Source organism: Arthrobacter sp. YD4, from assembly GCF_030410515.1.
GTDB lineage: Bacteria > Actinomycetota > Actinomycetes > Actinomycetales > Micrococcaceae > Arthrobacter.
This window is the reverse complement of the sequence record NZ_JAUHHD010000002.1, coordinates 371,382-392,028: the sequence shown is the minus strand read 5'-3', so window position 1 is coordinate 392,028 and position 20,647 is coordinate 371,382. Positions and strand designations below refer to the sequence as shown.

The following is a 20,647-nucleotide window of genomic DNA, read 5'->3' as shown; positions in this document are numbered from 1 at the left end:
GTCTCAGGGCATCCCAGGGGGATGATCAGATCTGAAAGACGAGTCTCGGTTCAGCAATGCCTCAGAGGATACCCAACAATTCTGACCGTGAACAGACCCGCGTTAAAGACTTTGACGCAATGCCCGGGAGTGGGCGTGCGGGCGGTCCGGCGACGGTCCGAGGAGGTGCACGCCGAGGCCCCGCTGATCTGGCAGAATAGCCGCAACACAGCCACATTCGCGAGGAGGCGGACCCCATGGCCGAGGAACAGACGCACCCATACCGCGACGGCGATTCCGGCGGGGAACGCCCCGCCGTGCGCGGCATCGTCGTCGGCGTCGACGGCTCCGAGCACAGCCACTGTGCCCTCGTGTGGGCGGCCAGGGAAGCCGAACGACGGCAGGAACCGCTGCACATCGTCACCGCCTACTCGGTGCCCGTCTTCGCCGCCTCCGGACTCGACGGCGGCTACGCCACCGTGGACGACTCCGTCATCCGCGAGGGCGCAGAAGCCATCCTCAAGCAGGCCATGGACAAGGTGGCCGGGTACTCGATCGACGTCGACGCCTCGGTGGAGAACGGCGACGCCTCCGGGGTCCTGCTGGAGATGACCGAGACCGCTGACCTGCTGGTCTTCGGCACCCGGGGCCGGGGTGGATTCGTCGGCCGGCTGCTCGGGTCGGTCAGCAGCGCCCTGCCCGCCCACGCCAAGTGCCCCACCGTGACCGTCCCGCTGGTCTGCGGCGACCGGCTGGGCGAGACCACCGAGGACCGGCACGTCCGGGCGGAGCGCGAGAAGTCGGGCCACCAGCCGGTGGAGAACGTCGTGGTGGTGGGCGTCGACGGCTCCGACCAGGCCCGGGTGGCCGTCCTTGAGGCCGCCGCCGGGGCGGAGCGGCTCGCCGCGAAGCTGCGGATTGTCTGCGCCGTGCCGCAGTACAGCGGCTCGCTCGCCTGGGTTCCCGCCCCGATGGACCGGGAGGCCCTGTTCGCCGACATCCGGGTCCAGCTCGACGCCGGCGTCGCCTGGGTGAAGAGCCACTTCCCCAACCTGGAGGTGGAGACCAGCCTGGTGGACGGCTCACCGGTGGACGTCCTGGTCGAAGCCAGCCGCCACGTGGAACTGGTGGTGGTGGGCACCCGCGGCCGCGGCGGCTTTGCCGGAATGCTCCTGGGCTCCACCTCGGACGGCATCCTGCACCACACCAAGGGACCGGTCATGGTGGTCCCGGACCGGGAGGATCCGCGCCTGGCGGACCGGGCCAACTTCGGGCCGGTGCTCGGCCGCTCCTGAGCGTGATGCCCATCACCGGCGGGCGTAGAGTTAATACATGAACTGCCATGCAGGAGCGCGGTCGTCATGACCCGCACGTGGCTGCGCTGGATGCCAGCCGCCGTCGTCCCCGCCGTGATCGCCGCCGGAGTCCTGGCGGGGTCTGTCCCGGCCAGCGCCAAGGATCCGCTGCCTTCGAAGACCCCGGCCGAGGTGATCGCCCTCATGGCCGGGCAACACCAGGCCGCGTTCTCCGGCACGCTGGACCAAGCCTCCAGCCTGGGCCTTCCCCAACTGCCCACCACCGGGCCGGGAAGCTCCCCGGAGACCGCCTGGCTTGAGCTGCTGACCGGACCGCACACGGCTCGCGTCTACCGCAACGGAACCGAGAACCTCCGCGTGCAGGTGCTGGACCGGCTCGCCGAACGCGACGTCATCCGCCGCGGCAACGACCTCTGGCTCTACTCCTCCAAGGACAACTCCGCCGCCCACGCCGTCATCCCCGCCGACGCCGGACACCAGGGCATGGGCAAGGGCGCCGGATCCGGGACCGACGCCGGGGCGGTCCCCACGCCGGATGCGCTGGCAGCGAAGCTCCTGGCCGCGCTCAAACCCACCAGCGATGTGGCCCTCGCGCCGGACGTCGACGTCGCCGGCCGCTCTGCCTACCAGCTGGTCCTCACCCCGAAGAGCTCGGACACGCTGATGGCCTCGGCGGCGATCATGGTGGACGGCCAGACGGGGCTGCCGCTGGGCGTGGAACTGAAGGCCCGCGGCCAGGCGGACCCGGCCTTCCGGGTGGCGTTCAGTGCCATCTCGCTGACCGCCCCGGACGCCGGAATCTTCCAGTTCACCCCGCCGGCCGGCGCCAGTGTCAAGGAACTTCCCGCCCGGGATCCTTCCGGGCAGGATCACTCCGGCCAGGCCGCCCACAAGCCGTCCGGAACCGGCAATGACCCGCAGGCCGGGAAGCGCAAGGTCAGCGGCAGCGGCTGGGATTCCGTGCTGGAACTGCCCGCCGGTACCTTGACGCCCGCGGCATCCGGCGCCGCCGGTGCCACGCCGGGCAATGCGGCGGCCCTGCTCCAACAGGCCGCGGTCCCCGTGGCGGGTGGCCGGCTGTTGTCCACGGCACTGCTGAATGTCCTGATTCTCGACGACGGACGGGTGTTCCTGGGGTCCGTGCCGCTGGCGCGGCTGCAGGCCGCGGCCGGCGGCCAGTGACCGACCGCTCCGGGCGTGCCGGGAACCCCGTCTCCCCGGTGCGGGAGACGCCTCCGGGGAGTGCGGCGGCCCCTGGGCGTGTGGCGGAACCGGGTCCCGGGCCGTCCGGCCTCAGCATCGAGACCCTCGGCCTGAGTAAACGGTTCGGCCGCCAGCTGGCGGTCGACGGCGTCGACCTGGCCGTCCCGACGGGCTCCGTCTTCGGGTTCCTCGGCCCCAACGGCTCGGGGAAGACCACCACCATCCGGATCCTGCTGGGCCTGGCGGCGGCCTCCGCCGGAACCGTCCACGTCCTGGGCGAGGAGATGCCGCGGCAGTTGAGGTCCGTGCTCCCACGAGTCGGCGCCCTGGTGGAAGGCCCGGCCTTCTACCCGTTCCTCTCGGGCACGGCGAACCTGCTGCGGTTCGACGCAGCGGACCCCGAGGCCCCGGCCCGGACCCGGCACGCCCGGGTCCATCGGGCACTGGAACGGGTGGGACTGACCCACGCCGCGGACAAGCCGGTCAGGGCCTACTCCCTGGGCATGAAGCAGCGGCTGGGCATCGCCAACGCGCTGCTGGCCCCGCGCGAGCTCCTGGTCCTGGACGAGCCCACCAACGGCCTGGACCCGCAGGGTACCCGCGAGGTGCGGCACCTCGTGCGGTCCCTCGCCGCGGACGGCACCACCGTCTTCGTCTCCAGCCACCTACTGGCCGAGGTGGAACAAATCTGCACGCACGCCGCAATCATGAGCGCAGGACGAGTGGTGGCCCAGGGGACGCTGGCGCAGCTCCGGCAGGACGGCCACGCACGGGTGCGGCTGCGTACTCCCGACCCGGACGACGCCGTCCGGGTCCTCCGCGGCCTGGGCCTTGCCGCCGCGGCCGGACAGGACGGGGAAGTCACCGCGCCGCTGCCGGAAAGCCCGGCCGTGGCGCCGCAGCCCCCGCCGGAAGATCTGGTCTCCGCCCTGGTGGCCGCGGGCGTCAGGGTGCGGGGCTTCGCGGTGGAGCAGGGCAGCCTGGAGGACCGCTTCGTGGAACTGACCGGGGAGGGCTTCGATGTCGCCCGCTGAACCGGCGCCGCGGGAGACGCCTGCATCCGAATCGGGGTCCGCGGACCGATTTCGGTCCGAGCGCCAGCCCCGGACAACGCCCCGGCCGTCCGCATCGACCAGGCCCGTGCCGGTGCTCCGGCTGCTCGGCTCGGAGCTGGCCGTGCTGTTCCGCCGCCGGCGTACCTGGGCCATGCTGCTGGCGCTCGCGGCCATCCCTATCCTGATCGCCGTCGCCGTCCGGCTCTCCTCCGCCGTGCCGCCGGGGCGCGGCCCCGCCTTCCTGGACCGGATCAGCCAGAACGGACTCTTCGTCGGGATCACGGCCATGGTGGTGGCCGTCCCATTGTTCCTGCCGTTGACGGTGGGCGTGGTGGCCGGGGACACCCTCGCCGGGGAAGCCGGCCAGGGGACCCTGCGGTACCTGCTGGCGGCGCCGGCCGGCCGCGGCCGCCTGGTGCTGGTGAAGTACCTTGCCGCCGCGGCGTTCGCCGTCGCAGCCCCGGCCGCCGTCGCCCTGGCCGGCGCCGGCATCGGCGCCCTGCTCTTCCCGGTGGGGCCGGTGACGCTGCTCTCCGGGGACACCATCGGCGTCGCCGAGGCGGTGGGCCGGCTGCTCCTGATCGCCGCGTATCTGGCGGTGTCCCTGCTGGGGCTCTCCGCCGTCGGGCTGTTCGTTTCTTCCCTCACCGACGTCCCGGTCGGGGCGATGGCGGCCACCGTGGTCCTGGCCGTGGTCTCGCAGGTGGCGGACGCGCTGCCGCAGCTGGACTGGCTCCATCCGTGGCTGCTCAGCCACCGCTGGCTGGACTTTGCCGACCTGCTCCGGCAGCCGGTCGGCTGGGATTCGTTCGGAGCCAACGCGCTGCTTCAGGCCGGGTATGTGGCGGTGTTCGGCGCCTTGGCCTACGCCCGGTTCGCCACCAAGGACGTCCTGTCCTGACGCCCGGACCGCGTCAGTAGCGGGCCGCGTACGGGTAGAGCTGCATGCCGGACATCGCGGCGATGTCCGTGACGGTGATGCCGGCGTCCGGGTTCAGGGCCTGGACCACCCGGCCGCCGCCCAGGTAAATGGCCACGTGGTAGAAGCCTGGGGCGGAGCCCCAGACCAACAGGTCGCCCGGCTGGGCGGCGGAGAGCGGAACCTTCACCGGCGCCTGGGCGAACTGGTCCGCCGCGGTGCGCGGGAGGCGTTTGCCGGCGGCGGCGAAGGCGTTCTGGACCAGCCCTGAGCAGTCGAAGCCGTAGGCTCCCGTGCCGCCGTACTGGTAGAAGTAGGGCGCGCCCACCTTGGCCAGGGCCGAGGAGATCGCCACCTGGTTGGAGCCGCCGGTGGACGGCGGCAGGACCGGCGCGGGGGCCGGCTGTTCCGGGGCGGGCTGGACGGGAGCCGGCTGGACCGGTGCGGGCGCGGCGGCCGGCGGTGCCGGCTGGGCCGGAGCGGGCTGGGCGGGTGCGGGCTGTTGGGCCGCCGGAGAGTTCCCCGGTGAGTTTCCCTGGGGGGTTCCGGTGGTGCCGGCCGGCTGGTTCCCGGACTGCGGCGCCGACGCCTGCGGCGCGGACGGGGCGGTGCCCGCCTGTCCCGTCTGCGGGGCCCTGGCCGCCGCTGCCGTCACCGCGGCCAGCTGCGCCTCCTGGCGCTGGCGTTCCAGCCCGTCCACCCGCTCGGTCTCGAGGGCGGCGGTGGTGTTGCGGAGGGTGGCGAGCTGGCCCACCAGCACGGTCTTCTGCGCCGCGGCCTCGGTCACGGCCCGCTGTCGCTCGGTGTTGGCCCGCTCGGCGTCGGACTTGCGGGATTCCGCGGTGGCCGCGGCGTCATCGGCCGCGCGGCGGGCCTCGGCGGCGGCGTCTTTGGTGGAGGCGGCTGCCGCGGCGGCGGTTTCCGCGGCCTGGAACGCCCGGGTGCGGCTGGCCGCGACGGATTCCAGCGTGGCGGCCTGCTGCAGCGTCTCGCCGTTGCCGCCCACCAGGCTGCCCAGGCCCGGAGTCATGCCGCCGTTGCGGTACAGGTCGCCGGCGAGCTGCCCGATGACCTTGCGGGCCTCGGCCTGCTCGGCCTCCGCGGCGGAGGCCTTCGCGTCCGCGAGCGCGGCGGCATCCTTGCGGATCTGCAGCTGCACCAGCGCATCGGTGTAGGCGTTGTTGGCGGCCAGGGAGGCGGCCATGCCGGTGTCGCGGGCCACGGAGGCGTCGGCAAGGAGGCCGTCGATCCGGTCCACCTCGGCGGCGGCAGCGGCGGCGTCGGACTTCGCGGCGGCGATCTCCTCGGGGGACGGCAGCTCGGGCGAGGCGGGGACCCGCTGGACGGTGGCCGGGGCGGCGGTGGCCGCGTGCGCCGGGAGCGCGGCGGCACCCAGGAGGACGACGGCGGTACACAGGGCCGCGGCCCTGCCGCCGGTTCCGGACCAGATCATGGGAAAACCTCGCTGCAGTCAGGCTGGCGCGAGCGAGGGGAGGAGTGATGGCAACGAAAAAAGACCCTCTGCGGATCGCCCAGCAGGCTTGAGGCTACGTGCCAAAAGCCACTTTGGCAACAGAGGTCACATGAATAACATAAACAACACGAGTGTCATTCGGAAGCGATTGCTCCGGCGTGTCGCGGCGTCGGCTCAGCCCCAGCCGAGCTCATGCAGCCGCGCGTCGTCGATGCCGAAGTGATGGGCAATCTCGTGCACCACCGTGACCGTGACCTCGTGCACCACCTCCTCGCGGGAGGCGCAGAGATCCAAGATGGGGCCGCGGTAGATGGTGATCCGGTCCGGCAGCGATCCTGCGTCCCACCAGGAGTCCCGCTCGGTCAGGGGCACGCCCTCGTAGAGGCCCAACAGGACCGTCTCCGGGTCCTCGCCGGGCTGCGGGACGTAGTCGTCTTCGATAAAGACGGCCACATTGTTCATCGTCGCGGCCAGCCGCGGGGGGATCCGGTCCAGGGCGTCAGTGACCGCCGTCTCGAAGTCGTCCGCCGACATCGAGAACCCGGCGCCGCCGTGGTCGTCGTTTCCGGCGGGTACGATCGGCAGTCCGGGCGGCAGGGAAGCGGTCATGGGAAAACCCTACGCCGGGCGCGGACGTGACCGGCGGCGGGTCAGCGCGACGCCCGCCAGGCAGATCACGCCGCCCACCAGTCCCCACACGGTGGGGATCTCACCCAGCAGCAGCCAGGAAATGAGGATGGTGGTGCCCGGCACCAGGTAGGTGGTGGCGGCCAGGCGGCCGGCGTCGATCAGGGACAGCGCATAGGCCCAGGTGGTGAACGCGATGGCGGTGGGGAAGACGCCGAGGTAGACCAGCCCCAGGGTGGCCGGCAGCGGGGCGGCCTGGACCTCCGTGACGAGCTGGCCCGCGAAGGGCAGGCAGCACAGCGCGCCCACGAGGATGCCGAACCAGGTGGCCTGGGCGGCGGGGACCTTGCGCAGCACCGGCTTCTGGATGATGACGCTGACGGCGGCGAGGGCGGCGGCCAGCAGGCAGAGCAGCACGCCGGCCACGTCCCCCTTCGACTGCTGCCCGGAACCGAGCGCGATCACCGCCACGCCGCCGAAGGCCACCAGGCTGCCGATGATCAGCCAGCGCGGGAAGCCTTCCTTGAGGATGATCCCCGCCATCACCGCCACCAGGATCGGGTTGACGTTGATCAGCAGCGCGGCCGTCCCGGCGTCCAGGAGGTGCTCGGCGGCGTTGAGGGCCACGTTGTAGCCGCCGAACCACATCACCCCGTAGGCCAGGATGGGCCACCATTCGCGGCCCCGCGGGATGATGCCGGTGCGGCGCAGCTGGGGCAGCACCACCACGCCCAGCGCGACGACGGCCACGGCCAGCCGGCCCAGGGTGAGGCTGCCGGGGGAGAAGCTGGGGCCGACGGCGCGGATTCCCACGAAGGCCGACGCCCACAGCAGCACGGTGACGACGACGGCGGCGATGCCGCGGCCGCTGACGGCGGGCGGCGTGCCCGGGGTGCGCGGGGGCTCGGGGAGGGCGGGATCCGCGGGTGCCGTGAGGTTGCTGTGCTGGGGGAGTCCAGTGCCGTTGCCGGCCGTTGTTGCCATAGTGCCAATCTAGCTCCCGCCGGAGCGTCCCGGCTGGCGGAAATCGGCCACGTCTCGTCGAGTTCCTGCCAGGCCGGGGCGGGACCCGCTCAGTGCAGGACGCTGGCGGCGGCCCGGATGGCGTCTGCGACCCCGGTCAGGGCGGCGGACCCCTGCCGCCACTGCTGCCAGTAGAGGGTCACGTCCACCGGGGTCCCGGGGGAGAGCAGGCCGAGGCGGCCGGACCGGAGGTCCCCGTCCAGCTCCAGGTCCGGCATCAGGCCCCAGCCCAGGCCCTGCCGGATGGCGTCGGCGAACTCCTGCGCGGCGGGGATGTAGTGCCGCGGCGGCCGGGATCCGGAGGACTGCATCGAGGCCAGCCACCGGTCCTGAAGGTCGTCCTTGCGGTCGAAGGCCATCATCGGCGCCTGGTCCAGGGCGTCAGCGGAGACTCCGTCCGGGAACCAGCGGCGGGCAAAGTCCGGGGTGCAGGCCGCCAGGTACCGCATGGTCCCGAGTCGCCGGGAGGTGCAGCCGGGCACCGGCTCAGCGGTGGCGGTCACGGCCGCGGCGGCCGCCCCGGACCGGAGCAGGTCCAGTGAATGCTCCTGGTCCTCGCGCAGGATCTCCAGCCGGGCCGCGGTACCGGCCGCCACCACTCCGGTCAGTGCCCACGTGTGCAGGGAATCGCTGTTGATCACCAGTGTCAGCCGCGGGGCGGTATGGGGCCCGGCCGGCTGGAGTTCCTCGGCCAGGTCCGCGGTGAGCAGTTCCAGCCGCCGGGCGTAGCGCACCACCACGTGGCCGGCGTCGGTCAGCGCCGGCGGACGGCCCCGGGTCAGCACGGGTCTGCCGACGGCGGTCTCCAGGGCGCGGATCCGCTGGCTTACGGCGGAGGCTGTGACGGATAACTCGTCAGCGGCCGCCTCGAAGCTCCCCTCGGCCACGATGGCCGCCAGCGTGCGGGCCTGCTCCGGCGTGATATCCATCATTAGACCAGCTTATGTTGCCGCAGAATCATTAACTGGTTTCAATCTTCCGAGCGGCATACGGTGGCGGGGTGATCCTTCCGCTGCTCACCGGCCTATCCGCCGGGCTCTCCCTCATTGTCGCCATCGGCGCGCAGAACGTCTTCGTGCTCCGGCAGGGCATCCAGCGCTCGCATGTGGGCCTGGTGGTGGCCGTGTGCGCCGCCTCGGACCTGGTGCTGATCCTGGCCGGCGTCGCCGGGATCGGGGTGCTGCTGGACCGGGCGCCCGCCGCCATCACCGTGATCCGGTGGGCCGGGGCCGCGTTCCTCCTGGCCTACGGGCTGATGGCGTCGCGGCGGGCATTCCGGGGCGAGCGGATGGAAATTTCCGGCGGCGGCCAGCCCCGGCCGCGGCTGGCGATCCTGGGCGCCTGCCTCGCCTTCACCTGGCTCAACCCGCACGTCTACTTGGATACCGTGCTGCTGCTTGGCTCGCTCGCCGCGGCCCAGGGCGATCCCGGCCGGTGGTGGTTCGGCGCCGGCGCCGGCCTGGGAAGCATCCTCTGGTTCACTGCCCTGGGCGTCGGCGCGCGGTACCTCGCGCCGCTCTTCCGGCGCCGCGGGGCCTGGCGGGTGCTGGACGCGGGCGTCGCCGTCGTCATGGTGGCCCTGGCGGTGGCCCTCCTGGCCTGAGGTGCGGGGCGGCGGTGCGCTACCGCCCCCGCCCGGCCCACTCCAGGAGTCGCTCCACCGGCCAGGTGGTGATGATCCGGTCCGCGGGGACCCCGTTGCTCACCGCCCGTTCCGCGCCGTACTGGAGGAAGTCCAGTTGGCCCGGGGCGTGCGCATCGCTGTCGATGCTGAACAGGCAGCCGGCCTCGAGGGCCAGCTGGACCAGCTCATCCGGCGGGTCCTGGCGTTCGGGGCGGGAGTTGATCTCCACGGCCACGCCGTGTTCGGCGCAGGCGGCGAAGACTGCCTTTGCGTCGAAGTCCGACGGCGGCCGCGTCCCCCGTGATCCGGAGAGCAGCCGGCCGGTGCAGTGGCCTAGGATCCGGGTGTGCGGGTCTTGGATACCCCCGAGCATCCGGGCGGTCATGGTCCGGGAGTCCGCGCGGAGCTTCGAGTGGACGCTGGCCACCACCATGTCCAGCCGGCCCAGCAGTTCCGGGCTCTGGTCAAGGGTCCCGTCCTCCAGGATGTCCACCTCGATGCCGGCCAGCAGGCGGGTCCGCACCCGGCCGTCGTAGTCCTGGTCCGCCTCGATCCCCGGCAACAGGTCCAGCTGCTCGCCGAGCCGCTCCGGGCTCAGGCCGTTGGCCACCTTGAGGTTCGGCGAATGATCCGTCAGGGCGAGGTACTCCCGGCCCAGGGTGCGGGCCGCGTCCAGCATCGCCTCGATCGGGGATCCGCCGTCGGACCAGTTGCTGTGGCTGTGCAGGTCCCCGCGCAGCCGGGCCGCCAACTCGTGGCCGCCCTCCGCCAGCGGAGCCGCGCCGCGTTCCCTCAAGCCGGCGAGGTAGTCGGGCACCCGGCCGTCCACCGCCTGGGCGATCACCTCGAACGTCCGGTCGCCGATGCCCTTCATCCGCTTCAGCCGGCCGTCCGCCCGCCGGGCCGCGAGCTCCTCAGGGGAGAGGCCTGCGACGGCGCCGGCCGCCTTCCGGAAAGCCTGCACCTTGTACGTCCCGGCGAGCTCGCGCTCCAGCCAGAAAGCGATCTCGTTGAGGGCTGCGATGGCGTCCATCCGACCATCATCCACACACCCCGGCGGGCCCTGTCCAGAGCTTATTCCCGGATTGGGCAACCGATTTTGGAGTTTCCGGAACTTGGCCCTATAGTTTTAGAGGTCCAGTTCGGAGGAACCCGGCGGGCGCAGGAATCACGGCTTCGGCGTGTGGCTTTTGTCCCGGCATCAATGGTTTGCCGGACGGCGTCCTGGCCCCCATCGTCTAGCGGCCTAGGACACCGCCCTTTCACGGCGGCGGCACGGGTTCGAATCCCGTTGGGGGTACGCTGGGAGCTGGTCAAGCCGGGTGAAAAAGTCTGGTAAGCTAGAGTCCTTGAAAAAGTGCGGTAGCGATACGGCACGGGCAAGAAAAGCAGTAACAAGCAGTACACGCAAGGCCCTGTAGCGCAGTTGGTTAGCGCGCCGCCCTGTCACGGCGGAGGTCGCGGGTTCAAGTCCCGTCAGGGTCGCTTTGGTTGCCAGAAGAAATTCCGGCGGTCATGGTGACATGTCACCTAGGCTCTGTAGCTCAGTTGGTAGAGCGTTCGACTGAAAATCGAAAGGTCACCGGATCGACGCCGGTCGGAGCCACCACTGGGAAGCATCAGTCCGTTTCGGACTGGTGCTTTTCTTCTTTTAAGCCCATTCCAGGGCCGGGTCGCCCGTTTTGGGGACACGCCGGGACCCCGGGCTAGACTCGCACGCTGGGGAAGAACGCCAAGGCCACGGCCGGTCCTGCGGACCCCGTGGCGCAATCTCGACCAGAAGAGTAACCGTGAAGAACATCCTGCCCGCCGTTGCCCGCCCGCTGACCCTCGCCGCCGTCGTCTCCGCCCTGGCGTTGACCGCCTGCTCGGCCCCCGAAGCCTCCGCCCCGGCGTCGTCCGCTCCCGCGCCCGCCACGGCCTCTGCCACCGCAACGCCCAGCGCCACCGCCTCCCCCGGCCCGTGGGGCGACTTCCCGTCGGCCGCCGAGGCCTGCAAGACCATCTCCGAGCAGGCCACCGGCGCCTCGCTTCTGCCGATGTCCGCCGCGCAGGGCAAGACCGCCGAGCTGGAGCAGTACAAGGCGGAGCTGAGCCGGACCGCGGAGCGCGTGCCGGACAGCCTCAAGGCCGCCTTCAGCAAGCTGAACCAGGTGGCCGTGGCCGGCCTGAGCGACCAGACCGTGTACAGCAGTGGCAAATTCCAGGCCGCCATGGCCCCTGTCACCGGCTGGATCGCCGCCAACTGCAAGTAGCCCGGCGGACGGTTCCTCCCGCCTCATCCCCATCGTCGGCCCCACGGGCTAGGGTGGTGGAAAAGAGAAGGGAGTGCCCCATGGACTACCAGGATTCCCACCCGGCCGCTGCCGACGGCGCGCTGGTTCCGGCCGCGGCGTCCGCCGCCTCCGGCCGCACCGTTATTTCCGAGACCGCCGTCGCCAAGGTCGCCGGGATCGCCGCCCGCTCCGTGCCCGGTGTTTACTCGTTGGGCAGCGGCCCGTCCCGTGCCCTGGGTGCCATCCGCGACGCGGTAGGCAGCGTGGACCACGCCGCGGGCGTCCGCGCCGAGGTGGGTGAGACCCAGGTGGCCGTGGACATCGACCTGGTGGCCCTCTACGGCACGCCCCTGCACCCGCTGGCAGACCAGATCCGCGCCGCGGTATACGCGGCCGTGGAAGAACTTGTCGGCCTGCAGGTCATCGAGGTCAATGTCGAAATCCACGACGTGTTCGTCCCCGGCCCGCCCAAGCCGGCGGCCGCGGACGCCCGTCCCACCCGGGAGGTCCTGCAATGAGTCCCACCATCGCCGGTATTGCCGCCGGAGCGTTCCTGGCGTTCATGTCCTTTGCGTTCGGCGCCTGGGGCTTCCTTGGTTCCCTGCTCTTCATGGCGATCGGCGGGCTGCTGGGCCGCGCGGCGGAAGGGAAACTGGACCTTCGCGGAGTCCTCGACGCCATCACCGGCCGGCGCTCGTCCTCATGAGCGTGGCCACCGGGCGGCAGCTGGCCGGACACAACCGGATCAACACCCAGGCGCTGACGTCGGTGGCGCGCGCCGCGGCGGCCGAGGCGCTGGGCGTCCCGGCGCAGGACGTGCGCGCTGACTGGACCGACGACGACGGCCTGCTGGCCCTCTCGCTCGTCACCCCCATCGCCGTCCCGTCGCTGACGTCCGTGCTGCGCGACCCGTCCCGGGTGGCGTCCTTCGGCGGACCCATCCAGGACCGTGCCGTCGCGGCCAAGGCGCAGATCCTGCGCCGGGTTACGGAGCTCAGCGGCGCGCAGCTGAGCCGCGTCGACATCCGCATCAGCGGCGCCACCATCACCGACGGAGGGCGGGTTAGGTGACACACGCAGCGCAGCGGAACGACGTCCCGCCGGGCCCCCTGCCCGAGCGGCCCGGAAACCCCGCAACCTTTACCAATCCCGATTCCCTCGGCGAGGCCGCCAGGCAGCGGATCCTGGCTCGCGAGACCACCTCCTCCCGCGCCGGTGCCGCCGTGGTGGCGGCCATCCTGGTGATCGCCGTCTGCGGTTACGCGCTGCTGGAAACGGCGGTGCGCGCCGTGGGCCAGCCGCCCTGGCTGATCGACCCGCAGACCGCGGCGGACCAGGTCACCGCCCTGCCCGCCGGGGTCCCGCCGGTCCTGCTGGGCACCGTGGGGGCCATCCTGCTGGCCGCGGGCGCATGCTTCGTCATGGCCGCCGTCCTGCCGGGCCGCCGCGCCCGGCACGTCCTCGCGGACCCGCGCGCCGCCGTCGTCGTGGACGACGAGGTGATCGCCTCCGCCCTTGCCCGGCGCGCCCGTCTGGCTGCCAACGTGACCCAGGAACAGGTGATGGTGGTGGTCTCCCGCCGCGAGGTCCAGGTCAACGTCCGGCCCACCTCCGGTGTCCCGCTGAGTGCCGGGGACGTCCAGGCCGCGGTCGAGGCCGAACTGCGCGACATGGCGCCCGAACCGATGCCCGCCGTCCGGGTCAACGTGGCCTCCTCGGGGGTGATCGGCGCATGAACGGCACCCCGCGCGTTTTGAACCGGATCTTGGCAGGCATCTTCGGCCTTCTGTTGCTGGCGGTCGGGCTGCTGCTGGTCCTGCTGGCCGCTGTGCCCGCCGTCGCCGCCTGGTGGCAGGGCTGGTCATCCGGCGCCTGGGCGAACATCCGGACCCTGTCCGAGAGCACGCGGATCCCCGGCCAGTCCGAGAGCTGGCTCTGGATCGTGATGGTCCTCCTGCTCATGGCCGTGATCGTGGCGATGGTGGCGTGGCTGGCGCAGCAGGGCAAGGGCCGCTCCAACATCCTCGTGGCCGAGGACGACGCCGGTGAGGTCCCCGGCTACGTCCGGATCGGCGGCGGCGTGGCCGAGCAGGCGCTCCGAGCCGCCCTCGCCGGCCGCCCCGACCTGGCCGGCGCCACCGTGGCGACCTACGACTTCAGGGGCCGGCCCGGCCTCCGAATCCGGGTCCAGCCCCGTCAAGGTGTCGCCCCCCACCTCCTCGCGGCCGAGGTTTCGGCGCTGGTGGAAGCGCTGGACGCGGTGATCGGACGGCGCACCCCGGTGCTCATCCACATCGGCTCCGGGGCCCGCTCCAGGTTCGCCCGCGCCGAACGGGTGCGCTGACCCCTGCTTCGTGTCGCGTTTGTGAAACTCTTCCTCAACTCGCGATGTAAACGCTTGCATTTTATTGGTAAGGCTGATTACTGTGATCGGTACCACATGAATGCATCACCGGTTCCACCGGTACTCAGCGAGGAGCACCTGTATGAAAACCCGTAAGTATCTACTTCCCGTGGCCGCGGCCGGTGTGCTGGCCCTCTCCCTGTCCGCCTGCGGTGGCGGCGGCAGCTCCAGCGGCGGCGGAGGCGGCAACTCGGGTGGCGGTGACGCGGCCGCAAACATGGACGGCCGGGGTCCCATCACGTACGTCCAGGGCAAGGACAACAGCAACGTCGTCCGCCCGCTGATCGAAAAGTGGAACGCGGCACACCCGAACGAGAAGGTCACGTTCAAGGAGCAGACCGACCAGGCAGACCAGCAGCACGATGACCTGGTCCAGAACTTCCAGGCCAAGAACGCCAACTACGACGTGGTCAGCGTCGACGTCGTCTGGACCGCGGAATTCGCCGCCAAGGGCTGGCTGCAGCCGCTCAAGGACAAGATGGCGCTGGACACCTCAGGCATGCTGAAGCCGACCCTCGACGCCGCCTCCTATAAGGGCACCCTCTACGCGGCCCCCGAATCCTCCGACGGCGGCATCCTGTACTACCGCAAGGACCTGGTGCCCACCCCGCCGAAGACCTGGGACGAGATGATGAGCATGTGCTCGATCGCCAAGTCCAACAACATGGGCTGCTACGCCGGCCAGTTCTCCAAGTACGAGGGCCTGACGGTGAACGCCTCCGAGGCGATCAACTCCGCCGGCGGTTCCGTCCTGGACAAGGACGGCAAGCCGAGCCTGACCACGGATGATGCCAAGGCCGGCCTCGGCAACCTGGCCAAGGCCTACGCAGACGGCAACATCCCGAAGGAAGCCATCACGTACAAGGAAGAGGAATCCCGCCAGGCATTCCAGGACGGCAAGCTGCTCTTCCTGCGCAACTGGCCCTACGTTTACAACCTGGCCACCACCGAAGGTTCCTCCAAGGTCAAGGACGTCCTGGGCATGACCGCCCTTCCGGGTAAGTCCGGCCCCGGTGCCTCCTCCCTCGGCGGCCACAGCGCCGGCATGAGCGTCTACTCCAAGAACAAGGCCACCGCGCTGGACTTCATGAAGTTCCTCACCACCGAAGAAACCCAGAAGTTCTTCGCCACCCAGGGTTCGCTGGCCCCGGTCCTGACCAAGCTGTACGACGACAAGGACCTGGTCGCCAAGCTGCCGTACCTGCCGGTGCTGAAGACCTCCATCGAGAACGCCGTCCCGCGCCCCGTGACCCCGTTCTACCCGGCCGTCAGCAAGGCCATCCAGGACAACGCATACTCGGCCATCAAGGGCGAGAAAGCTGTTGACGCAGCACTGTCCGACATGCAGAAGTCCATCGAAACCCAGTCAAAGTAGTCCATCATGGCAACCGAACTAGGCCCGACGCCGGTTAAGAAGCCGGCGTCGGGCGGGGCCGCCCCGCAGCGGGCCCCGAAGAAGGGCGTGGGGGAGGACAACGTCATCGCGAGCCAGGGCAAGTGGGCTTCGTGGTTGCTCGCCCCCACTATCCTGGCGCTCTCCGTGGTGATCGTTTATCCGATCATCAGCGCCATCGTGATGTCCTTCCAGGCCGACGCCGGCCTGGACCCGGCCACCGGCCTCTTCACCGAGGGCGGCCCGGCCGGTTTCAGCAACTACGTCAACTGGATCGCTCAGCAGTGCTCCGCGCCCAACGGCGGAACCGTGGCCTGCCCGCCCGGTACCCTGGGCTCGCAATTCTGGTCCGCGACCGCCACCACCTTCTTCTTCACGGTGGTGACGGTGGCCCTGGAAACCGTCCTCGGTTTCTGGATGGCCATGATCATGGCCCGCACCTTTAAGGGCCGCAGCCTGGTCCGCGCCGCCGTCCTGGTCCCGTGGGCCATCCCGACGGCCGTGACCGCCAAGCTCTGGCTGTTCATCTTCGCGTTCGAGGGCATTGCCAACAAGCTGTTCAACACCACCATCCTCTGGACCGGCAGCGAGTGGCCGGCCAAGTGGGCGGTTATCATCGCCGACGTCTGGAAGACGACGCCGTTCATGGCACTGCTGATCCTGGCGGGCCTGCAGATGATCCCCGCCGAGGTGTACGAGGCGGCGAAGGTGGACGGTGCCACTGCCTGGCAGCGGTTCCGGATGATCACCCTGCCGCTGGTCCGCCCGGCGCTGATGGTGGCGATCCTGTTCCGTACGCTCGACGCGCTGCGCATGTTCGACCTGCCGTACATCCTCACCGGCGGCGCGAACAACACCACAACGCTGTCCATCCTGGTGATCAACCAGATCAGGCAGGGCTTCAATGTGGCTGCAGCGCTGTCAACGATCACCTTCATCATCATTTTCCTGGTCGCGTTCATCTTCGTCCGGTTCCTCGGAGCCAACGTGGTTGAGCAGCAAACCGGCGCCTCGAGGGGGAAGAAATGACCGCCGCCGCAACCGAGCTCCGCGCCCAGCAGGACCGCGGGCGCCGGGCAGCGCAGAACCGGGAGAAGTGGGCCCAGGGCCGGACGTACATCAGCGCCGCGGTGATCCTCATCTGGTGCTTGGCTCCGGCCTACTGGATGGTGGTGACGGCCTTCCGCGAGGTCGGGTTCACCTACGACACCTCGATCCTGCCCTCGCACGTGACGCTGGATAACTTCAATACCGCGTTCGACACCTCGTTCGGCAACCACTTCGGCCAGGCCCTGCTGAACAGCGTGTTCATCGGCGTCGTCGTCACCGTGGTGTCCCTGTTGATCGGCGTGTTCGCGGCCTACGCCCTGGCCCGGCTGAATTTCCGGTTCAAATTCCTGGTCCTAGGCTTCATCCTGGGCGCCTCGATGTTCCCCGGCGTGGCCCTCATAACCCCGCTGTTCCAGCTGTTCACCAACATCGGCTGGATGGGTACCTATCAGGCGCTGATCATCCCGAACATCTCGTTCGTGCTGCCGCTGACCGTCTACACCATGACCTCGTTCTTCCGCGAAATGCCGTGGGAGCTCGAGGAATCGGCCCGGGTGGACGGCTGCACGCAGGGACAGGCATTCCGGAAGGTGATCATGCCGCTCGCGGCACCGGCCATCTTCACCACGGCGATCCTGGCGTTCATCTCCTCCTGGAATGAATTCCTGATCGCCAGCCAGCTCTCGTCCGACGCGACCCAGCCGGTCACCGTCGCGATCGCGAGCTTCGCCGGGGCCCAGCCGAACCAGATCCCGTACACGGCCATCATGGCCGCCGGCACCATCGTCACGATTCCGCTCGTGATTCTGGTGCTGGTGTTCCAGCGCAAGATCGTCGCCGGCCTCACCGCCGGCGCGGTCAAGTGATCCCGGGAACGGGGTCCTGATGGCAACGCCCGGAAACCAGGGTCAGATTCGCGGCGCCAACCGCCGCGTCCGCTCCGGCGAGGACTTCGACATCATCATCGGGTTCCTTGGTTTCTGGGCCGTGGTCCTGCTGGCGGTCACCGTCTGGATGGAGGTGACCGCCCAGCCGGCCCTCGGCTGGGCGCTGGGCCTGCTGGTGACGCTGCTGGCGCTGTACGGAATGGTACGGCTGCGCCGGCGGCTGCCGGAGCGCACCGGCTCCCGCCGGCGCTGACCCCGGCGCTGACACGCAGCCGGACCCCGGACCCGGTCCGGGAGCCGCTTCAGGAGCCTGCCCGGCAGCGCGCAGGATCAAGAATTGAAACGGGCAGCCATGGGGGCTGCCCCGCCGGACGCCCGCGCGGCCGGCCGAAGGGGAAATGGTGGGACGGACAACAGACAGGGCGCAGCGCGGCGGCCATACCGGCGTCAGCATTGAGGACGTCGCGGCCGCGGCCGGCGTCTCCACCGCCACCGTCTCCCGCGCCGTCCGCGGCCTGCCCCGCGTCTCGCCCGCCACCCGGGAGAAGATCCTGGATATCGCCGAGACCCTCGGCTACGTGGCGTCGTCATCGGCGTCGGGCCTGGCCACGGGCCGTACCCGCACCATCGGTGTCCTCGCCCCCTTCGTCAGCCGTTGGTTCTTCTCCAAGGCCATCGAGGGCGCGGACCGCGAACTCCACGGCCGGCAATACAACCTCTCGCTGTTCAACCTCGGCGGCCACGGCAGCCGGCGCGAGCGGCTCTTCAGCAAAACCATGGTCTACAAGCAGATCGACGCACTGCTGGTGCTCTGTATGGCGCTCAGCGAGGACGAGCTGGACCATCTGCAGAAGATCGACATCCCGCTGGTGGTGGTGGGCGGCCACGTGGAGGGCTGCCCTTACATCGGGATCGACGACTACGCCGCAGCCTCCACCGCGGTGCGGCACCTGATCGACATCGGCCACCGGGACATCGCCCTGCTGCACGGCGACGACGAGACCGACCTGAACTTCGATGTCCCCCGGGTCCGCATCCGGGCCTTCCACGACGTCATGGCCGAGGCCGGCCTGCCGGTCCGGTCCGAATGGGACGAATGGGGTGACTTCACCGTCCGCAGCGGCCAGGAAGCCTTCCAGCGGCTGTGGCACCGCCCCGGCCCCAAGCCCACCGCCGTCTTCTGCGCCAGCGACGAGATGGCCATGGGCCTGATGTTTGCCGCGAACCAGGCCGGCGTCCGGATCCCCGAGGACCTGTCCGTGGTGGGCATCGATGACCACGAATTCTCCGCCAGCGTCGGCCTCACCACCGTCGCGCAGCACCCGGACGACCAGGCCGAGCTCGCCACCCGCATGCTGCTGGACGAGCTCGACGGCGTCGCCGGCGCGGTGCGCTCCACCGTAGCGCCGCACACGCTGATCGTCCGGAGTTCGACGGCGCCGCCCCGCGCGAAGGCGTAGGGCACGGGAACAGGGTCCGGACGTGTTGCCCTGCCGCTAGGAGGCGCGGGCCAGCTGCCGGATCGGGATCCAGCGGGAGGCCAGCCGCCGGTAGGCCGCGGCGGCGCCGGTCATGTCCCCCTCGGCCAGGCACTCGATGCCCAGCCGCACATCCAGCGGCGATTCGTCCGGGTAGACCTTGTCCGCCACGGCGCCGTAATCCAGCTCCACTACCGAGTCCGGGTGGAACAGCTCCAGCCATTCGGTCAGCTGGGTCAGGTCCTCGAGCATGTCCAGCTCCGGGGCGGCCAGCGCCAGGTGCGCGACGGCGGTCCGTGCCCGGTCCGTGGCCGCGGCCAGGGACGCCCGGATCCGCACGGTGACGATCCGCCCGTCGGCTTCGACCACGTCGGTGGGATCGGATTCCTGAAACAGGCAGAACCAGCTGAACGGGATACCCCAGGTGGAGGCCCGGGTGTGCACGCGGACCGAGCCCTCGCGGGCCTTGACCTGGTCGATCCGTTCCTGGTGCCGGTCGCGGACGTCCTCCGGGATCAGCAGCTGGGCCAGCTGGCCGTGGATGCCTTCCATCAGGGCGTTCGCGGCGAGGCCGGCCCGCAGCACCAGCTGGCTGGGGCAGTACAGCAGCCGCGCCGGCGCCGTCGCGGAGTGTGGAGCCGAGGCGGCGGAGGCGGCCGCGGCGCCGCCGTCGAGGCTCCCGGCGCCGCGGGGCGCGGCACCGGAGGCGGTGACCGCCAGCACGCGCACCAGGTCCGTCTGCCCGGTGGGGAAGGGATCCCCGTCGGCCCGGGTGATCCGCCCCAGGGAGGCCTGCAGTTCGGCGTTTTCCACCGCCGCACGGGTCTCGCCCCGCTCGCCGGCCTGCTGCAGGGCCTCGCGCTGCGCGGCGGGGAAGGCCTCCAAGGGCTCGTAGACGCGTAGCGCCGAGGAGAACGGCAACCCGGCCTGGCCGCGGTAGAGGTTGCCCGTCATCGCTGTCCCGCGGTTCCCCGGCGCCCGGTCATCAGTTGGCCAGGTCCACGAGCACGGGCGCATGGTCGGAGGCGCCCTTGCCCTTGCGTTCCTCGCGGTCGATCGCCGCGCCGGTGACGCGGGCGGCCAGCGCGGGGGAGGCCAGGACGAAGTCGATCCGCATGCCTTCCTTCTTTGGGAAGCGCAGCTGCGTGTAGTCCCAGTAGGTGTAGACGCCCGGGCCGGGGGTGTGCGGGCGGACGACGTCGGTGTACCCGGCGTCCTCGAAGGCGCGGAACGCGGCGCGCTCGGGCTCGCTGACGTGCGTGAGGCCCGCGGAGCGGAAGTAGTCGATGTCCCAGACGTCCTCATCGTGCGGGGCGATGTTCCAGTCGCCCATCAGTGCGATCTGTGCGGCCGGGTCCGCCTTGACCCAGCCCTCGGCGTGGGACCGAAGCGTGTCCAGCCAGCTGAGCTTGTACGGCATGTGTTCATCGTCGAGGGCGCGGCCGTTGGGGACGTAGAGGCTCCAGACCCGCACGCCGCCGCAGGTGGCGCCGATCGCGCGGGCCTCCTGGGTCTCATCCTTGCCGCCCTTGCCGAAGGCGGGCTGGTCCATGAAGGTGCGTTCGACGTCGTCCAGGCCCACCCGGGAGGCGATGGCCACGCCGTTCCACTGGCTAAGGCCGAAGTGGGCCACCTCGTAGCCCATGCGCTCAAAGAGCTCCCAGGGGAAATTCTCGTCCTTGCACTTGGTTTCCTGGATGGCCAGCACGTCGCAGTCGCTGCGCTGCAGCCAGGCCTCCACACGGTCGGCGCGGGCACGGAGGGAGTTCACATTCCAGGTAGCAATCTTCACAGACCCTAACTTACCCAATGCGGCCGACGGCGGGGGCGGGGCGGGGCGCCCGACGACGCCGCAGCGCGGCCCGCGGTGGCTCTGGAGATTACTAGGAAGTCCGAGTATATTCGGGTTCGAGATGATCTAGGTCACATGCAAAGGAGC

Annotated in this window: 23 protein-coding genes and 3 tRNA genes; 19 read left to right on the top strand and 7 right to left on the bottom strand. The window is 70.5% G+C overall.

Features of this window, described 5'->3' with window-relative positions; translation table 11 throughout:
• The first annotated feature begins 236 nt into the window (after nucleotides 1-236).
• From QWJ39_RS06210 to QWJ39_RS06195, 4 genes are all read left to right on the top strand, one after another.
• Nucleotides 237-1,274: a universal stress protein gene (locus QWJ39_RS06210; RefSeq protein WP_290256860.1), complete on the top strand. Its 1,038-nt coding sequence runs from the start codon at nucleotides 237-239 to the stop codon at nucleotides 1,272-1,274.
• A gap of 66 nt (nucleotides 1,275-1,340) precedes the next feature.
• Complete coding sequence (locus QWJ39_RS06205) at nucleotides 1,341-2,477, top strand: hypothetical protein (protein WP_290256859.1); 1,137 nt, start codon at nucleotides 1,341-1,343, stop codon at nucleotides 2,475-2,477.
• Between the two features lie 80 nt (nucleotides 2,478-2,557).
• Complete coding sequence (locus QWJ39_RS06200; protein WP_290256858.1) at nucleotides 2,558-3,532, top strand: ATP-binding cassette domain-containing protein; 975 nt, start codon at nucleotides 2,558-2,560, stop codon at nucleotides 3,530-3,532.
• A 106-nt stretch (nucleotides 3,533-3,638) separates the two neighbouring features.
• Nucleotides 3,639-4,454, top strand: a complete 816-nt coding sequence (locus QWJ39_RS06195; RefSeq protein ID WP_290256857.1) for an ABC transporter permease — start codon at nucleotides 3,639-3,641, stop codon at nucleotides 4,452-4,454.
• Between the two features lie 13 nt (nucleotides 4,455-4,467).
• On the opposite strand, the gene QWJ39_RS06190 is transcribed toward QWJ39_RS06195, so the two are convergent.
• The 4 genes from QWJ39_RS06190 to QWJ39_RS06175 all read right to left on the bottom strand — a co-directional run bounded on the left by QWJ39_RS06190 (nucleotide 4,468) and on the right by QWJ39_RS06175 (nucleotide 8,528).
• Complete coding sequence (locus tag QWJ39_RS06190; protein WP_290256856.1) at nucleotides 4,468-5,925, bottom strand: C40 family peptidase; 1,458 nt, start codon at nucleotides 5,923-5,925, stop codon at nucleotides 4,468-4,470.
• Nucleotides 5,926-6,120: 195 nt separating this feature from the next.
• Nucleotides 6,121-6,555: a metallopeptidase family protein gene (locus QWJ39_RS06185; protein ID WP_290256855.1), complete on the bottom strand. Its 435-nt coding sequence runs from the start codon at nucleotides 6,553-6,555 to the stop codon at nucleotides 6,121-6,123.
• 9 nt (nucleotides 6,556-6,564) lie between these two features.
• Nucleotides 6,565-7,557, bottom strand: coding sequence for a DMT family transporter (locus tag QWJ39_RS06180; protein WP_290256854.1), 993 nt, complete (start codon nucleotides 7,555-7,557; stop codon nucleotides 6,565-6,567).
• A gap of 89 nt (nucleotides 7,558-7,646) precedes the next feature.
• Nucleotides 7,647-8,528, bottom strand: a complete 882-nt coding sequence (locus QWJ39_RS06175) for an ArgP/LysG family DNA-binding transcriptional regulator (protein ID WP_290256853.1) — start codon at nucleotides 8,526-8,528, stop codon at nucleotides 7,647-7,649.
• A gap of 68 nt (nucleotides 8,529-8,596) precedes the next feature.
• On the opposite strand from QWJ39_RS06175, the gene QWJ39_RS06170 reads away from it, so the two are divergent.
• Entirely contained in the window at nucleotides 8,597-9,199 is a 603-nt protein-coding gene (locus tag QWJ39_RS06170; protein WP_290256852.1) for a LysE/ArgO family amino acid transporter, read from the top strand.
• 19 nt (nucleotides 9,200-9,218) lie between these two features.
• Here the strand turns inward: QWJ39_RS06170 and QWJ39_RS06165 are convergent, their stop codons facing one another.
• Nucleotides 9,219-10,253 (bottom strand): PHP domain-containing protein, encoded by a 1,035-nt coding sequence (locus QWJ39_RS06165; RefSeq protein WP_290256851.1) that lies wholly within the window; start codon nucleotides 10,251-10,253, stop codon nucleotides 9,219-9,221.
• Between the two features lie 194 nt (nucleotides 10,254-10,447).
• Here QWJ39_RS06165 and QWJ39_RS06160 point away from each other — a divergent pair.
• The 14 genes from QWJ39_RS06160 to QWJ39_RS06095 all read left to right on the top strand — a co-directional run bounded on the left by QWJ39_RS06160 (nucleotide 10,448) and on the right by QWJ39_RS06095 (nucleotide 18,690).
• Nucleotides 10,448-10,520, top strand: a tRNA-Glu gene (locus QWJ39_RS06160).
• Between the two features lie 111 nt (nucleotides 10,521-10,631).
• Nucleotides 10,632-10,705: transfer RNA gene (locus QWJ39_RS06155), tRNA-Asp, on the top strand.
• 48 nt (nucleotides 10,706-10,753) lie between these two features.
• A tRNA-Phe gene (locus QWJ39_RS06150) sits at nucleotides 10,754-10,829 on the top strand.
• A gap of 181 nt (nucleotides 10,830-11,010) precedes the next feature.
• Nucleotides 11,011-11,475 carry a hypothetical protein gene (locus tag QWJ39_RS06145; protein WP_290256850.1) on the top strand — a complete coding sequence of 155 codons (465 nt, stop codon included), beginning with the start codon at nucleotides 11,011-11,013 and terminating at the stop codon, nucleotides 11,473-11,475.
• Between the two features lie 80 nt (nucleotides 11,476-11,555).
• Nucleotides 11,556-12,014, top strand: coding sequence for an Asp23/Gls24 family envelope stress response protein (locus QWJ39_RS06140; RefSeq protein WP_290256849.1), 459 nt, complete (start codon nucleotides 11,556-11,558; stop codon nucleotides 12,012-12,014).
• Nucleotides 12,011-12,202: a hypothetical protein gene (locus QWJ39_RS06135; RefSeq protein ID WP_290256848.1), complete on the top strand. Its 192-nt coding sequence runs from the start codon at nucleotides 12,011-12,013 to the stop codon at nucleotides 12,200-12,202. Before QWJ39_RS06140 ends, QWJ39_RS06135 begins: the two co-directional genes overlap by 4 nt.
• Nucleotides 12,199-12,567, top strand: coding sequence for a hypothetical protein (locus QWJ39_RS06130; protein ID WP_290256847.1), 369 nt, complete (start codon nucleotides 12,199-12,201; stop codon nucleotides 12,565-12,567). Before QWJ39_RS06135 ends, QWJ39_RS06130 begins: the two co-directional genes overlap by 4 nt.
• Nucleotides 12,564-13,232 carry a DUF6286 domain-containing protein gene (locus QWJ39_RS06125; protein ID WP_290256846.1) on the top strand — a complete coding sequence of 223 codons (669 nt, stop codon included), beginning with the start codon at nucleotides 12,564-12,566 and terminating at the stop codon, nucleotides 13,230-13,232. The genes QWJ39_RS06130 and QWJ39_RS06125 overlap by 4 nt, the downstream gene beginning before the upstream one ends.
• Complete coding sequence (locus QWJ39_RS06120; RefSeq protein WP_290256845.1) at nucleotides 13,229-13,840, top strand: hypothetical protein; 612 nt, start codon at nucleotides 13,229-13,231, stop codon at nucleotides 13,838-13,840. The genes QWJ39_RS06125 and QWJ39_RS06120 overlap by 4 nt, the downstream gene beginning before the upstream one ends.
• Before the next feature lie 142 nt (nucleotides 13,841-13,982).
• Nucleotides 13,983-15,275, top strand: coding sequence for an ABC transporter substrate-binding protein (locus tag QWJ39_RS06115; RefSeq protein ID WP_290256844.1), 1,293 nt, complete (start codon nucleotides 13,983-13,985; stop codon nucleotides 15,273-15,275).
• A gap of 6 nt (nucleotides 15,276-15,281) precedes the next feature.
• A complete protein-coding gene (locus QWJ39_RS06110) occupies nucleotides 15,282-16,322 on the top strand; it encodes a sugar ABC transporter permease (RefSeq protein ID WP_290256843.1) in 1,041 nt (346 codons plus the stop codon).
• Entirely contained in the window at nucleotides 16,319-17,209 is an 891-nt protein-coding gene (locus QWJ39_RS06105; RefSeq protein WP_290256842.1) for a carbohydrate ABC transporter permease, read from the top strand. The genes QWJ39_RS06110 and QWJ39_RS06105 overlap by 4 nt, the downstream gene beginning before the upstream one ends.
• A gap of 19 nt (nucleotides 17,210-17,228) precedes the next feature.
• Nucleotides 17,229-17,483 carry a hypothetical protein gene (locus tag QWJ39_RS06100; RefSeq protein ID WP_290256841.1) on the top strand — a complete coding sequence of 85 codons (255 nt, stop codon included), beginning with the start codon at nucleotides 17,229-17,231 and terminating at the stop codon, nucleotides 17,481-17,483.
• Nucleotides 17,484-17,631: 148 nt separating this feature from the next.
• Nucleotides 17,632-18,690, top strand: a complete 1,059-nt coding sequence (locus tag QWJ39_RS06095; RefSeq protein ID WP_290256840.1) for a LacI family DNA-binding transcriptional regulator — start codon at nucleotides 17,632-17,634, stop codon at nucleotides 18,688-18,690.
• 36 nt (nucleotides 18,691-18,726) lie between these two features.
• On the opposite strand, the gene QWJ39_RS06090 is transcribed toward QWJ39_RS06095, so the two are convergent.
• Nucleotides 18,727-19,662 carry a hypothetical protein gene (locus QWJ39_RS06090; protein ID WP_290256839.1) on the bottom strand — a complete coding sequence of 312 codons (936 nt, stop codon included), beginning with the start codon at nucleotides 19,660-19,662 and terminating at the stop codon, nucleotides 18,727-18,729.
• A 31-nt stretch (nucleotides 19,663-19,693) separates the two neighbouring features.
• Entirely contained in the window at nucleotides 19,694-20,500 is an 807-nt protein-coding gene (locus QWJ39_RS06085; protein ID WP_290256838.1) for an exodeoxyribonuclease III, read from the bottom strand.
• Between the last annotated feature and the right edge of the window lie 147 nt (nucleotides 20,501-20,647).